11 protein-coding genes are annotated in these 13,564 nt (G+C 64.6%); 6 read left to right on the top strand and 5 right to left on the bottom strand.

Annotated features, from left to right (window positions below):
• Positions 1-2 precede the first annotated feature (2 nt).
• Together RSPPHO_RS16380 and RSPPHO_RS16385 are read right to left on the bottom strand one after the other, a co-directional pair.
• On the bottom strand, positions 3-1,340 hold the full coding sequence (locus RSPPHO_RS16380) for a diguanylate cyclase domain-containing protein (protein WP_051013960.1): 1,338 nt from the start codon (positions 1,338-1,340) through the stop codon (positions 3-5).
• 72 nt (positions 1,341-1,412) lie between these two features.
• The gene (locus RSPPHO_RS16385) at positions 1,413-2,144 is read right to left on the bottom strand and encodes a M48 family metalloprotease (RefSeq protein WP_157879286.1); all 732 of its coding nucleotides are present in this window, start codon (positions 2,142-2,144) and stop codon (positions 1,413-1,415) included.
• Positions 2,145-2,903: 759 nt separating this feature from the next.
• Between RSPPHO_RS16385 and RSPPHO_RS16395 the strand changes: the two genes are divergently transcribed.
• On the top strand, positions 2,904-3,830 hold the full coding sequence (locus tag RSPPHO_RS16395; protein WP_051013962.1) for a DMT family transporter: 927 nt from the start codon (positions 2,904-2,906) through the stop codon (positions 3,828-3,830).
• A 348-nt stretch (positions 3,831-4,178) separates the two neighbouring features.
• Positions 4,179-5,525: a dihydroorotase gene (locus RSPPHO_RS16400; protein ID WP_014416320.1), complete on the top strand. Its 1,347-nt coding sequence runs from the start codon at positions 4,179-4,181 to the stop codon at positions 5,523-5,525.
• 51 nt (positions 5,526-5,576) lie between these two features.
• On the opposite strand, the gene RSPPHO_RS18225 is transcribed toward RSPPHO_RS16400, so the two are convergent.
• The gene (locus RSPPHO_RS18225; RefSeq protein WP_014416321.1) at positions 5,577-6,707 is read right to left on the bottom strand and encodes an ankyrin repeat domain-containing protein; all 1,131 of its coding nucleotides are present in this window, start codon (positions 6,705-6,707) and stop codon (positions 5,577-5,579) included.
• Between the two features lie 575 nt (positions 6,708-7,282).
• Between RSPPHO_RS18225 and RSPPHO_RS16410 the strand changes: the two genes are divergently transcribed.
• Together RSPPHO_RS16410 and RSPPHO_RS22100 are read left to right on the top strand one after the other, a co-directional pair.
• Entirely contained in the window at positions 7,283-7,516 is a 234-nt protein-coding gene (locus RSPPHO_RS16410; protein ID WP_014416322.1) for a hypothetical protein, read from the top strand.
• A 625-nt stretch (positions 7,517-8,141) separates the two neighbouring features.
• Entirely contained in the window at positions 8,142-8,864 is a 723-nt protein-coding gene (locus RSPPHO_RS22100; protein ID WP_081581821.1) for a DNA-methyltransferase, read from the top strand.
• Here the strand turns inward: RSPPHO_RS22100 and RSPPHO_RS16415 are convergent.
• Both RSPPHO_RS16415 and RSPPHO_RS16420 read right to left on the bottom strand, forming a co-directional pair.
• Positions 8,861-9,844: a phage portal protein gene (locus RSPPHO_RS16415; protein WP_014416323.1), complete on the bottom strand. Its 984-nt coding sequence runs from the start codon at positions 9,842-9,844 to the stop codon at positions 8,861-8,863. The genes RSPPHO_RS22100 and RSPPHO_RS16415 overlap by 4 nt on opposite strands.
• On the bottom strand, positions 9,844-11,610 hold the full coding sequence (locus RSPPHO_RS16420) for a terminase large subunit domain-containing protein (RefSeq protein ID WP_041796040.1): 1,767 nt from the start codon (positions 11,608-11,610) through the stop codon (positions 9,844-9,846). The genes RSPPHO_RS16415 and RSPPHO_RS16420 overlap by 1 nt, the downstream gene beginning before the upstream one ends.
• Before the next feature lie 140 nt (positions 11,611-11,750).
• On the opposite strand from RSPPHO_RS16420, the gene RSPPHO_RS16425 reads away from it, so the two are divergent.
• Entirely contained in the window at positions 11,751-12,551 is an 801-nt protein-coding gene (locus RSPPHO_RS16425; protein ID WP_014416325.1) for a GPO family capsid scaffolding protein, read from the top strand.
• Position 12,552: 1 nt separating this feature from the next.
• Positions 12,553-13,563, top strand: coding sequence for a phage major capsid protein, P2 family (locus RSPPHO_RS16430; protein ID WP_041796042.1), 1,011 nt, complete (start codon positions 12,553-12,555; stop codon positions 13,561-13,563).
• The last annotated feature ends 1 nt before the right edge of the window (position 13,564 follow it).

Raw genomic sequence — 13,564 nt, forward strand, 5'->3', positions numbered from 1 at the left:
GCTCAAGCCGTGCGGGCGTCGTCCTCGGCAAGCTCGGGGGTGAACAGGCGCACGCGCAGCGAGCCGCCACGCTTGGCGGCGTACATGGCAAGGTCGGCGGAGTGCACCAAGGCCTCGCGGGTCGCGGCCAACTTGGGATGCAGGCTCACCCCGATACTGGCCCCAACCTTGTGGATGACGCCATCCAGGATAATAGGCGAGCGGATCGCCTCCAGCAGCCGCCCGGCCACAGTCAGGGCCTGGGCATCATTGTCGCATCCGGCCAGCACGGCCACGAACTCGTCGCCGCCCACGCGGGCCACCATGTCGTCGGGGCGAACGGCCTCGCTCAGACGATGGGAAATGATGGTGAGCACCCGGTCGCCGGTGGCGTGCCCGAAGGTGTCGTTGATCGGCTTGAAGCGGTCGAGATCAATGAAGGCCAGGGCCACTTGGCGCTGGTCCTCGCGGGCCCGGACCATGACTTGGTCGAGCCGAGCCTCGAAGGCGGCGCGATTGGGCAAGCCGGTCAAGGGGTCGTGCAAGGCGAGGCGCAACACCCGGTTCTCGGCTTCCTTTTCCTGGGTCACGTCGCGGACCACGCCCACCATGCGCACGGCTTGGCCGGTATCATCGCGCACCAGATTGGCCGTCTCGCGCAGCCAGCGCACGGATCCGTCGCGCCAGACCACGCGGTAATCCTCGTCGTAGGCCTTGCGGCCGTCCAGGCAGGCGGCTTCGCTCTCGCTGACGCGCGCCGTGTCCTCGGGGTGGATCAGGGCCAGAAAGCGCCCCCGGCTGGGCGCCATCTCACCGGGGCGCAGGCCCAGAAGACCGAACATCTCGTCGGACCAAAACAAGGTATCGCTGTCGATCGACCAATCCCAGATCCCAAGGCCGGCGAACCGCCGGGACGTGTTGGAGCGCTCCTCGGCAGCGCGCAGCCGCGCCAGTTCCTGCTCGTCGCTGAGATCGCGCAAAATCCACACCCGGGCCGGCCCCGCCACCCGGTGCACGGTGGCGGGAAACCAGCCGCCATCGGCACAATGGGCGGTGCCACGCACCGGGTCGGAGGACGGGGGGCCGTCCTTTTCCAAGACGGCCGTCACGGTAGCGCCGAACAAGGTGCGCACCATGGTACCAGGATGCACGCCCTCGCGAACGCCCAGCATGGCCGAAGCCCGGCGACTGGCCCACACCACCCGGCCAAACCGATCGGTTTCAAACACACCATCGCGGGTGCCCTCCAGGACGGCTTCCAGGGTCTTGAGCCGGCGCCGGCTCCGCCACAGGCCCGCCAGGAGTCCGATGACGGCCACAAGAAGCAGCAAGGCGACGGCGGTGAAGGCCTGACCGGTCATGGGCTGGGCGCGCTTCCAGGGAAGGTGAGCTCCAAGCGGGAGACGGGGCAAAGCCCCCAAACCGCTTGGCGACTACTGACACAAAAGACGAACGGCTGTCCAGTCCGCGGGCTCCAACGCCACATCTCCGCCGCGAGGGGCCACCCGCAGGCGGCGCAGCCTTTCGGGAGGCGAGGCCTCGGGCACCGCAAGAGGCGCCAGCACCGGGGCCAGACCAGGAGGCCGGGCGAAGGGAAGCTCGGCCGCGTCGTTCTGATTCTCCACATATAAGGTCAGGCCACGCTCACGCAAGCCGGCGGCACCCAGAAGCGCCAGGGCCCGGGCATCCATGGTCAACCGGGCGGCGGGGTCGGCGACCCGCTCGCGCAAATAAACGCCCAGTCCCAGGGGCCGGGCCTCGACGTGACCGATCATCAAGCCCAAAACGGCGCGCGCCCCTTGGGTTCGGATCACCGCCCGAGAGGAAACGCGGGCCTCGCTTTCGGCCAAGGCCAAAGCCAGAAGGCCAGCCACCTCATCAGGACTGCGCAACGAGCGCAAGAGCGCCTCGCCCAGCACCACATGGCCGCCCGGCAAAACCAAGGGCTGCATCAAGGGCAGACGGACCATATGTAAGCGCATTGGCCAGGGCAGGGCCGCCGGTGCGGCAAGCCGGCGGGCCAAACGGTCAAGGGCAATGCGCCCAGGCAAGCCCGTGCACACCCCCACGGCCTCCAAAGGGGCAACCAGGGCCTCGCCCCAGTCGGCCTCCCGCGAGGTCGGCACCAGGGACTCCAGGCGTTCGGCCATGCCGGGCAAACTCATCACCCCAACGAGCACCCCCCCCACTACGGGCCAAAACCCCAAAGATGAGCAGGCCCAGGCGGGGCCCCAGAACCGGCAAGGTGGCAGAGCGGATCGCAAGACGGGTGTGCAGCCGAGGCCAGCCGGCGGGGCGCAAGGGATCGGTTGGCCCCTCGCCGGCCACCCAGTCACGCCACGCGAGGCGCCACGCCTCCAAGCGAGCACGCAGACGCGCCCGGCGCGACCGCTGCGGGCGCTTGCGACGCGGCGGGGGCGGAGGAGGGGAAAGGGAAGGGGAGGGGGAAGGGGAAGAGGAGGGAGAAGGGGAAGAGGAAGGAGCAACATCACGAGGCTCAGGCCTGGGATCCGCGGAAATCAGGGGATCAAGCAACTCCAAAACCTGACCAGGAAAACGCGCGCACCCCAACACCGGCCCCTTGGCCTGGGGAGGCCGAGGGCGAGACTGGATGTCGGGCCAGGGCCAAGCCACAAGAATATGCCCCCGAGCATCCTGGACGACGAGGTGGCGCGGGGTGGGCAACACGGTCACGGACTGGGGAGAAGCGTGCGGCCCCGCCAGAAAAACCCCCAACCGGGGGGACCGGCATCGCCCGTCTCACCGCCCACCGGATCTTGAAGACTGTCGCTCATTCACGCATCCTACCACGACAAACACAAAGAAGGGGTGAAGGATGCGTTTCCCCTCCTCGGCGTTGTCAGGACAGAACGGCGGGCGTAAAGCTGTGAGGCTGTCGTTTGGCCTTGCGAGGATGCCTGTCCATGGCCCTGCCCGCGTCGTCTTCCCGCCCGCCCTCGACCGATCGCCCGGGCCTTGGGATTTTATGCCTGATCGGCGTCACCCTGATCTTCGCCGTCCAGGACGCCTTGACCAAGCATCTGGTCAGCCTCTACCCGGTCAGCTTTATCGTCATGGTCCGCTACTGGATCTTTGCCGTGTTCGCCGTGGGACTGGCGCTCTGGCAAGGCGGGAGGCAAGGCGGAGGAATCCGCGGCGCCCTGGTCAGCCAGCGCCCCTTGCTTCAGGCCCTGCGCGGACTGCTGCTGGTCGGAGAAATCGCCCTGATGGCCGTGGCCTTCCGCTCCCTGGGGCTGGCCGAGGTTCAGGCCGTCTTCGCCATCTATCCCCTGTTAGTCATGGTGCTGGCCATCCCGATCCTGGGCGAGCACGTGGGCTGGCACCGCTGGATGGCAACCGGCGTTGCATTTGCCGGCTTGCTCATCGTCGTGCGCCCGGGAGCCGGCACCTTCGAGCCGGCCGCCCTTGCCGCCGCCTCGGCCGCCTTGCTCTATGCCTTGTTCAATGTCCTAAGCCGTTCGCTCAGTCGTGTGGACAGCGCCGCAACGACCCAGCTTTACACCGCCGGCGTCGGGGCGGCGGCCATCACCGTGGTCGGCCTCGGCCAGTGGACCCCGTTGCCGGGAGCCGACTGGGTGGCGCTCGGAATCATGTCCGCCTTGTCGATCGCCGCCCACGTGCTGCTCCTGGTCGCCCTGACCTTGACCCAGGCCTCGGTGCTGCAACCTTATAATTATCTCATGCTCGTCTGGTCGATCGGCGTGGGCTATGTGGTCTTCCACGACATTCCCGATGCCTGGACCTTGACGGGAGGCGCGGTTATCGTGGCCTCCGGCTTGTATGCCTTGCACCGGCAGCGGCTTTCCGGGCCCGGCCAAGAGAGACGGTAGAGAGCAGAAAGGCAAGGCTGGGGAGGCGCGGCCTCCCCAGACCCCTCGGTCTTTTGGGGGGCGCAGCCGCCAGGAAAACACGACTCTTCACCCCCCGCCTGATTACCCTGGCCCTTGAACGCCTCACCCAGACCACCTAGCCCCCTCAGGAACGGAGGGGCCTGGGGAGGCCCGGCCTCCCCAGCCTGTTCTTTCTTGCCCTCCCCCAACGGAGCGTAAAAGCACGACAAGAGGGGCTCTCGCATTTAATCTGAGACACCGCCTCGCTTCCTCCGTAAACCACCGGGAGACCGGCTCACCCGATCGCCCTGCTCTTGTTGTGATCCTTGCGGAAAGGAACGGTGTCATATGGCCGACACCTTTGATCTGATCGTGAAAGGCGGGACGGTGGTCCTGCCCGGACGGACCGTGCGTGTCGATCTCGGCGTGCGCAACGGGCAGATTGCCCATATCGGCCCCCTGGACAAAGGCCAAGCGGCCCGCACCCTGGACTGTAGCGGCCTGCACGTGCTGCCGGGCGTGATTGATACCCAGGTGCACTTTCGCGAACCCGGCCTGGAGCACAAGGAAGACTTGGAAAGCGGCTCCCGCGCCGCCGTGCTGGGCGGGGTGTGCGCGGTGTTCGAGATGCCCAACACCCAGCCGCCCACCGACAGTCTGGCCGCCCTCAAGGACAAGCTGACCCGGGCGCGCGGGCGGATGTGGTGCGACCACGCCTTCTTCCTGGGCGCCACCCCCGACAATGTCGATGCGCTGGGCGTGTGGGAGCGGGCGCCGGGCTGCTGCGGCGTCAAGGTGTTCATGGGCTCGTCCACCGGCTCGCTGCTGGTGGACTCCGACGAGGTCCTGCGCCGCATCCTGAGCACCGGCACCCGGCGAGTCGCCGTGCACTGCGAGGACGAGGCCCGCCTGCGCGAGCGCAAGGCCGAGATCCCGGCCGGCGCCGGAGTCGAGGCGCACAGCACGTGGCGCGACGCTGAAACCGCCCTGCGCGCCACCCGCCGCCTGCTGGCCCTGGCCCGCGCCACCGGGCGCAAGGTGCACGTGCTGCACGTGACCACCGCCGAGGAAATGGCCCTGCTCCAGGCCAACCGCGACATCGCCAGCGTCGAGGTGACGCCCCAGCACCTGACCTTGGCCGCCCCGGCTTGTTACGACGGCCTTGGCACCTTTGCCCAAATGAACCCGCCGATCCGCGATGCCCACCACCGTCAGGCGTTGTGGTCGGCCCTGGAGCAGGGCATCGTCGATGTGATCGGTTCCGACCACGCGCCGCATACCCGCAAGGAAAAGGCCCAAGCCTACCCGGCCAGCCCCTCGGGCATGCCCGGTGTGCAAACTCTGGTGCCGATCCTGCTGAACCACGTCAACGCGGGCAAGTTGACCTTGGAGCGCTTCGTGGATCTGACCAGCGCCGGCCCGGCCCGCTTGTATGACATCGCCGGCAAGGGGCGGATCGCCGCCGGCTACGACGCCGACCTGACCATTGTTGATTTGAACGCCGAGCGGACCATCACCAACGACTGGATCGCCAGCAAGTGCGGCTGGACGCCATTCCACGATCTTGTGGTGCGCGGCTGGCCCAAGATGACCGTGGTGCGGGGCCGGCTGGTGATGCGTGACGACGAGGTGCTGGGCAAGGCCCAGGGCCAGCCGGTGCGCTTCCATCCCTTGCCGCCGGCCCCGCTTGAGTGATGGGAAGGCAAGGCTGGGGAGGCTTGCCTCCCCAGACCCCTCGTCTTTTTTTTAGCGTGGGAGGCCGGCTAGGGCATCGAGCATGCGGTAGCGGGCGCCGGGGTCGGTAAGGCGATGGGCGAGGTGGCGCGGCGTGACGCCTAGATCGTCCTCGGCGTCGGGGTCTGCCCCGGCGGCCACCAGCCAGCGCGTCTGGGTCAGCCAGCCCTCGAAGGGAAGGGGCTGGGCGCGCAAGGCCCGCTCCAGGGTTTCATGCAAGGCGGTTCGACCGTCGGCCGGGGCGCTGTGATTGAGGCCCAGGGCGAGCGAGGCGGGTTCCAGACGCTCGGCGCACAGTTTGAGGATATCCAGGGCATTGCCGGCGGCGGCGCGGCCCAAGGCGTTGGCCCCGGTCGGGCCCACTTCGGTCTGGAGGGGATCGGCGCCCTGGGCGAGCAGGAAGCGGGCCAGTTCCAGACGCAACACGCCAACTGCGGCGCCGTCGCCGGGCTCGCTCAAGATCATCACCAGGGGCGGCTGGCCTTGCGGGCCGCTGGGGGCGGTGAGGTCGGCCTTCTCTTCCACCACCAGCCGCGTGACCTCGGCGAGAACGGCGCGTCCTTGCCCCGGATCGTGGGCGGTCTGGCGCAGGCCGGCGATAAGGGCAGCGGCCAGGGGCTCTTTCGGGGCGATGGGGGGCGGTGCCTCGGCGGGCGGGCGGGGCGGCAGTCCAGGGTCCAAGGCCGGGTCGCCGTGGGGGGCGGCCAGGGTCCAGAGATCCTGACCCTCGGCGGTGACAACGTCCGGATCGGCGCCCTGGGCCAGCAAAAAGCGCACGGCGTCGAATCGACCCCAGGCCGCCGCCTGGAGTAAGGGGGTGTGGCCGTTGATCGGGATCCGGGCCTCCCGGGTGGCCGGAGCCAGGGCGAGTAACCGTGCCAGGATCGGGACATGGCCGGCCCGCGCCGCCAGATGCCCGGGCAACACCTGCGTTATGGCGTGGGGTCGGCTTGGGTCGGCCCCGTGGGCCAGGAGCCTCTCCACCAAAGCGGTGTGGCCCCGTGCGACCGCCACCAGTAAGGCGGTCCAGCCGGAGGGGCTTGGGGTGTCTGGCGGGTTTCCGGCCGCCAGCCACTGGCGCAAGGCTTCTTCGTTGCCCTGGCGGGCCGCGTCCACCCCTGGATGGGACACACCAATGCTCATGGAGTGTTCCCCCGTCCCGGTGGCAGTGAGGGCTGCCTGGTTCTTGGCATCACCTCGAAAACCTCGTTTTTCACGCCGTTTTTCTCTCTAAGGTTGCTCTTCGTTCGGTCTGCTGACACGAGCTTCACCTTACGCGCATCGGATATCCAGACCTATGGCCTATTCCTTCGAAGAGCGTACCCAACGGGCCGGACCGGGTCGAGCCCCATTTAGGGCAGGGGGGGAGAGACTCGAGTCGAGAAATCGGTCCTGGAGGACCGGTTGGGCGGGGGGGCGCGGCGCCGACGGCCCTCTCTCTTCCTTCGTTGGCGTGGGGAGACAGATCGGTACATCCTCAAGGCTAACACCTTGAGCCGGCACTGGTCGTAATCCCGGGCCTCTGCGTCATTCTAAAGTCGAAAATTGTCTCGGAAGCGGACGCGAATGCCCGTGACCTTAAGCATTTTGACTGTCTCGTTGACAGCCGCCGACGTTTGGTCAGGATCGAGGAAACAGCGCGCGTCAGGCTCGTTGCGCGCCGTGGGGCAGGGAGGGGATTCTCTCCCGACAGGGCCGAGTGGGGAGAGGGCAAGGGGATGAAGGGAACGGTCAAGGCTTCGAGCCCGGACACGCCAGAAGAGCAGCGGCCGCCCAAGGGCGATCCGGCTGAGATCCGCGATTTGTGGACAGCGTTGTCCCACCTGGAACGCGAGGCAACCTCGCTGGTCGGATGGGATGTGGGAACCCTGATTGCATGTGCCCGCACGGCCCTGGAACAGCGCTGGTCGGGGGTGGTGCCGCCCGAAAAGCCGCGTGGCCTGCTGCATTGACTTGAAAAACCGACCGGGCGGCTTCCCCCGCCCGGTCCCCAGGGGACGGGCCTCGCCTGTCCGGCCCCCCTCTCAACCACCCGCCAAACAACGGGGGGAGATGGTCCTGGCCTTCTGATCACCTGGGGGAAACTGGTGCCGTGGAGAGGATTTGAACCTCCGACCTACTGATTACGAAAACTATTTTCTTCTATATTTATCAATGTATTAGCATGGAAAATATGCTGAATTTGACGCCTCTTAGTCAATGCGTTACGCGTATTGTGGAAAAATCAGACGGGTGTCAAGCGAATGATGTCGTCCCCTCTGCGCAGAGTCATGCAGAATTTCGCAGAACGATAGGCACCATTCTTGCCTAGAGCAGGTTGTTGTTTTTGATGAAAATCCTCTCTGCATGGAGACGCAAAGAATGAAGGTCTAAAAAGACCGGAGGCGTGGGGGGGCGAGTGCTTTTTTTCAAAAAAAACAGAAAAATATATTTTTAAATTTTAAATAAAAATTATTTTTATTTTTTATTAAAACAATTCTTTCCGAGTTGCCGAGCGCTCGTGCAACGGCAACACCCAAGACGGAAATCCTCGCCAAATGGGAGAACCCGCCCACCCCATTTCGTACTGAGGTAGCTATGACCGTCGATTGGACAGAGTATGGAGCGGCCCGTGTGGCCTGCTCAGACGCCTTGGCAGCCTTGGCTTCTCTCTCTGCCAACAGCATCCATGCCGTGGTGACGGACCCGCCCTACTGCGCCGGCGGTATGACCGAAGCGGCTCGCCAGCAGGCCAAGGGAATGACACCTGGAGGGCAAGCGACGGGATGGTTTGGAGGAGATGCCATGACTACCTGGGGGCTTATTGCGCTTTTGCGGCAGGTGGCCTTAGAGGCTGGGCGAGTTGTGGTTCCTGGAGGATCCCTCGCCGTCTTCTGCGACTGGCGCATGATCCCCGGCCTTGGGCCAGCCCTTGAAAGCGCGGGCCTCCGTTGGCGCGGGGTTGTGGTCTGGGACAAGTTGTCTCAAGGACAAGGGAACACGCGGATCCGACCGCGCCACGAGATGATCCTTTGGTTGACTAAGCCTGGGCCTGCCGTGAGAGGTCCGCGAACAATTGGCACTGTAATTCCCGCGAAGAGGGTGCCGCCTGCGCGGCGTCACCACCCCACGGAAAAGCCGATCGACGTTTTGACACCATTACTTGAAGCCTTGGTGCCTGAAAGTGGGGTAGTTGCCGATCCGTTCGCGGGCAGCGGTTCCACGGGCGTTGCTGCCCTGGCCACCGGGCGGAAAGCTTGGCTTTCCGATGCAGACCCTCATTTTGTCGAAGGCATTAGGTCTCGCCTAAGGGCGCTCTAGCTTCCAGAGACGAGCCCCTCGAACAGCACCACCTTTTCGCCCAGCCAGCGGTTGATCGGGTCGGCCAGGGCCTCACCGAGGGGGCCGAGTTCCAGGGCTGCCCAAACTCGTGATGCTTTTTCGATATCGCCAAATCCGCCTGCATTACTGGGAACAATCCCCAGTAGCTGCGGGGGCACGCGGTGGGCGGCCAACAAATCATCCCGTGTAACGTTCTTCATGTTTAAAAATTCATCTTTCGCCATGACCTCGGAGATCGGGATAACTTGGAGGCCGTCCTTTTTACCGTTTGGTGAATAAAGAAACAGGTTCCGAAAATTTCCAGGGCCTTTGGCGTTTTTCAGTGCATCTCGCAGAGTGTCCACATCTTCTTGGGTCTGCGCCGGGTCTGTCATGTACAGGATGAACCCGGCATGACTGCCGTTCACATAGTATTTTCGGCGAAAGAGAGTGGCCGCTTCGTTGAGAAACGCGGACTGCAAGGCAGCCTCGTAGCTCGGCCGACCATAGACCTCCTGCGACACATCGGGCTCGCACAAGTGCAAGGTGGCCTCTGGTGCAAACACATGTTCAACCCCATCAACCAATAGCACCGCCCGGCCATCGGGCCGTTGCCGGGTGTACCTAGCGAGCGTCGGGCGCAAGGTCAGAGGTTTGCCGAAAACGTTGTCGATACGTTCTAGCCATGCGTTACCGAACACGACAAAGTCCTGAACCAGTCGCTTGCAGTCGGTGCGCGACAACAGGGGGTGCGGGCGATAAGCGGCTGCCAGCTTTTGCACCTTGAGAGCAACGGCCGATTGATGGTGAGGGTTGGCCAGCAAGGCCCGGGCTAGGCCGTCAAACGACACTGGCGGCTCATAAAACGAGCCGTTGAAGGCCGAGTGGAAGTATCCGCCAATTTCGCGGTGGTCCAACACCGGCACAGGGTCGCCGAAGGTAAAGGCAGAGATCGATCCCGGCGCCTTGCTATTTGACATTAAAAAATCTCCATGAGGGGGCGGCTGGTGCCCTGGCTTTCGGGGTTGCCGTCCAGTCCGGTGAAGGGGACGGCGTCGAGGGCGTGCATGATGGCCCAGGCCACATCCGCGTGCCCGGTTTCCTGGCTGCGGGTGGCCTGGAAGGTTGCTTGCCGGCCAGAAGGCGTCATCACCTTGCGGATCGACAAAAACGCCAAGGCGATCTCGGTCTGGCCCGCGTCCCAGGCGAGGTGACCGTGGGAAATCAGGTGCTTGGCCTTGAGGACCATCCGCACCTTGGTGTCCACGTCATAGTGGATGGCCACGGCACCGGGCCACCAAGCGCGCACCAGCTCAAAAACGCCTTGCCCGATGCCGGTGGTGTCGATGGCCAGACGTTCGACTCGGTAACGGCCCGCCAGGGTGCGGATGGCATTGGCCTGGGCCGCGAAATCGGCCCCGCTGAAAGTCAGGCGCTCGATCACGCGATGGACGCCCCCAACAGCGGCGGGAGGAGCAACGACAACCACTGACGCATCATCGCGCGACCTGGACGGGTCATAGCCAACCCAGACCGGCCCAAGGCTATGACGCTCCGGTCCCTCGGGCACGTCGTCCCAGGCCTCAAGGGCGTCAACCATGCACCGCTGCAACTCGCGTAGCGAGAAGAACGACGCGGTGTCGTCCACCCATTCGCCAAGGAATAGGTTCGCAAAATCCTGGTCATTGTACTCGCGGCGCAACTGGTCGATGTCGAACAGGTCGCACCCTTGCGCGGCCGCGTCTTCGATCGTAACGAGGTGCCGCCATTGACCATCCGCACACTCTGCCCCGTCTTTCAGCGCTTGGTGCGACACGTCGATCTCGACCCGATCCGCCTTGGCACGGCCCTTGTTGTAGGCGGSCCCCGTCCAGAAAGCGGCCGCGTCATGAGTGACGGTGGATGGCGTGGAAAAGTAAGTAATTCTCCAATTTTTATGCGTCGCCATGCCAGAAGCGACCTTCCGAAACTCCAGAAAGCGACCAATCCAGGCGTATTCATCCAAATACACGTGGCCATGGTAGGACTGAGCGGTTTTTGAATTGGTGCCCAGAAAGTAAAGAGTGGCGCCGTTCCAGAGCTTGATGGGCGTGCCCCGCAGTTCCACGCCCGTGACCTCGCGCACAAAGGCCACGATGTAATCGCGAAAAACGTGGGCTTGTGCCTTCGACGCCGACAGGAAAATCTGGTTGTCACCGGTGGTGATGGCGTCGATCAGGGCTTCGCGCGCGAAATACCACGTGGCGCCAATCTGGCGACTTTTTAGGATATTGCGCACCCGGTAGCAGTATCGCGCCTTGTACCAGGTCCGTTGATAGCCGAATAACCCTCGCTCGAACGCCTCGACCAGGGTTTCAACCTGATCTTCGGTCAGGGTATTGTTTTCTTCGGCCTTGCGCTTCCGGCCCTTGGCACGGTTGGCAACCTTGGGGTTCAGGTCTCCTTCGCGCCCCGTGGCCTCGTAGCGCGTGATACGGGCCGTGCGTTCCAGCACGCGAGACAGGTGGTCGATTTCCCGCAGGTCTTGGTCTGTTTTGTCGGGCTTGGCGATCAGGGTTAACAGGCGCCGGTCAATCCCGGCCTCGATCCGCTTGACCACCGGGTCATCGTCCCAGCCCTCGCGTCGTTTCCAGCTATCAACCGTGCCATAGGGCACGCCCAGACGGCGCGCGATGTCGGCAACCGGGTAGCCCTGCCAATACAGGGCCCGGGCCTCAGATTTGGTGGCTTCGGGGGCTGGGATCATTCCCCGACGGTGAGGGGAGCCCGTCGCGCGCGCATGTCGGGAGTGGTTGTATCGCCCCCATCCAACCGGTGGACGATAGCACGCGGGCGCGGCCGGCCCGCAGTCTGGCCCCAGCAAGACACAGGGTGGAGTGAGATCCCGTGAAGAGCGCGTTTATCCGGGTGGCCCGGTCGGGCAAGACCATCGACGGCCGACAGATCACGCCCGACCAGATTGAGGCGATGGCCGCAAGCTACAACCCCGCCACCTACGGGGCGCGAGTTAACCTGGAGCATGTGCGGTCGTTGCTTCCCGATGGACCGTTCCAGGCCCTGGGCGACGTGGTCGCGCTTCGAGCCGAACCCGACGGCGACCAGAAGGTGTTGCTGGCCCAGATCGATGCGACACCCGCATTGCTCAAGTTGGCCCAGGATCGCCAAAAGGTCTATTGGTCGATCGAAATGGCCGAGAATTTCGCAGGCACCAAAAAGCCTTACCTCATGGGCTTGGCGGTGACCGACAGCCCGGCGAGTCTTGGCACCGAAATGCTGAAATTCTCGCTGACCCAGCAAGCGGACAAGGTGCCGGCCGATAAGCGCGCTCATCTCTATTCCGAGGCTCTGGAAGGGAGTGGACTGCCTCCCGATCGCCACCCCCCCGACCCCGGGCCGGGCTTGCTGGCCAAGATGCGCGATATGCTGACCGGCCAATCGCGCAAGGACGACGTCCGCCTTTCCACCCTGGAAACGGCGATGCTGGAACTGACCGCCGAGGTGGTGGCCGTGCGCAGCTCCTTGGCTGCCCTCCCCTCGGCACCGGCTTCGCCCCCGACGAACTCCGCCCCCGACCTCGCCCAGCTTACCGCCGACGTCACCGCCTTGCGCGAGGCGATGTCGAGAATTCCCGCTACCTCCTCGGGCCGGCCGACCGTGACCGGTGCCCCTCTCGTCACGGATTGCTGACATGCTGACCACGACGCGTGTTGCCTTCGACGCCTACGCTGCGCAAATCGCAACCCTGAATGGGGTTGCCAGTGCGTCGAGCTTGTTTTCGGTCGGCCCGACCGTCGAGCAAACCCTTGAGGACCGGATCCAGGAACAAGCCGAGTTCCTGGGCCAGGTCAACGCCATCGGGGTGGCCCAGCAGGTGGGGCAACCGCTGAAAATGGGCGTCAATAGCCCCGTGGCTGGCCGCACCGATACCTCGACAAGCGACCGCGCGCCCCGATCGATCACCGGGCTGACCAAGCGCGACTACGTGTGCCGCAAGACCCATTTTGATACTTTCATCGATTACGCCACCTTGGACGCCTGGGCCAAGTTCCCGGATTTTCAGGCTCGGGTGCGCAGCCACGTGACCCGACAAATCGCCCGCGACCGGTTGATGATCGGCTGGAACGGGACCGCAGCGGCGGCCACGACCGACCTTGCGGCCAATCCGCTGTTGCAGGATGTCAATATCGGTTGGTTGCATCAATTGCGGACCGATGCCCCTGAACGCTGTTTGGCCGGAGTCAAAATCGGCGAGGGGGGCGATTACAAGTCCCTGGACGGCGCTGTGTTCGACGCGGCCGAGAACTTGTTGGCCGACTGGTATAAGGATAGCCCCGACGTGGTCGCCATCACCGGGCGGTCCCTAGTGTCGGACAAATACCTGGGCCTGATCGAAGCCAACGCCAACAAGCCCACGGAAGCCGAGGCCCTGCGCACCATGCTGCTGGGCCGCATGGTGGGCGGGTGCCGGGCGATCGTCGTGCCCTACTTCCCGGCTCGCTCCATCCTGCTGACCTCGCCCAAGAATCTGTCGATCTACTGGCAAACCGGCTCCCGGCGCCGGGCGATCCTCGACAACCCCAAGCGGGACCGGGTCGAGGATTTCCAATCGGTCAACGAGGCCTACGTGGTCGAGGACTACGAAGGTTGCGCGTTCATTGACGGAATTTTTCTACCCGATGGCGCCGGCGKGTGGGCGTGAT

This window comes from Pararhodospirillum photometricum DSM 122, from assembly GCF_000284415.1.
Classification (GTDB): domain Bacteria; phylum Pseudomonadota; class Alphaproteobacteria; order Rhodospirillales; family Rhodospirillaceae; genus Pararhodospirillum; species Pararhodospirillum photometricum.

Coding starts and splice junctions, on each gene's coding strand:
- RSPPHO_RS16380 (WP_051013960.1), bottom strand. CDS start 1,340: ATGACCGGTCAGGCCTTCACCGCCGTCGCCTTGCTGCTTCTTGTGGCC.
- RSPPHO_RS16385 (WP_157879286.1), bottom strand. CDS start 2,144: ATGAGTTTGCCCGGCATGGCCGAACGCCTGGAGTCCCTGGTGCCGACC.
- RSPPHO_RS16395 (WP_051013962.1), top strand. CDS start 2,904: ATGGCCCTGCCCGCGTCGTCTTCCCGCCCGCCCTCGACCGATCGCCCG.
- RSPPHO_RS16400 (WP_014416320.1), top strand. CDS start 4,179: ATGGCCGACACCTTTGATCTGATCGTGAAAGGCGGGACGGTGGTCCTG.
- RSPPHO_RS18225 (WP_014416321.1), bottom strand. CDS start 6,707: ATGAGCATTGGTGTGTCCCATCCAGGGGTGGACGCGGCCCGCCAGGGC.
- RSPPHO_RS16410 (WP_014416322.1), top strand. CDS start 7,283: ATGAAGGGAACGGTCAAGGCTTCGAGCCCGGACACGCCAGAAGAGCAG.
- RSPPHO_RS22100 (WP_081581821.1), top strand. CDS start 8,142: ATGACCGTCGATTGGACAGAGTATGGAGCGGCCCGTGTGGCCTGCTCA.
- RSPPHO_RS16415 (WP_014416323.1), bottom strand. CDS start 9,844: ATGTCAAATAGCAAGGCGCCGGGATCGATCTCTGCCTTTACCTTCGGC.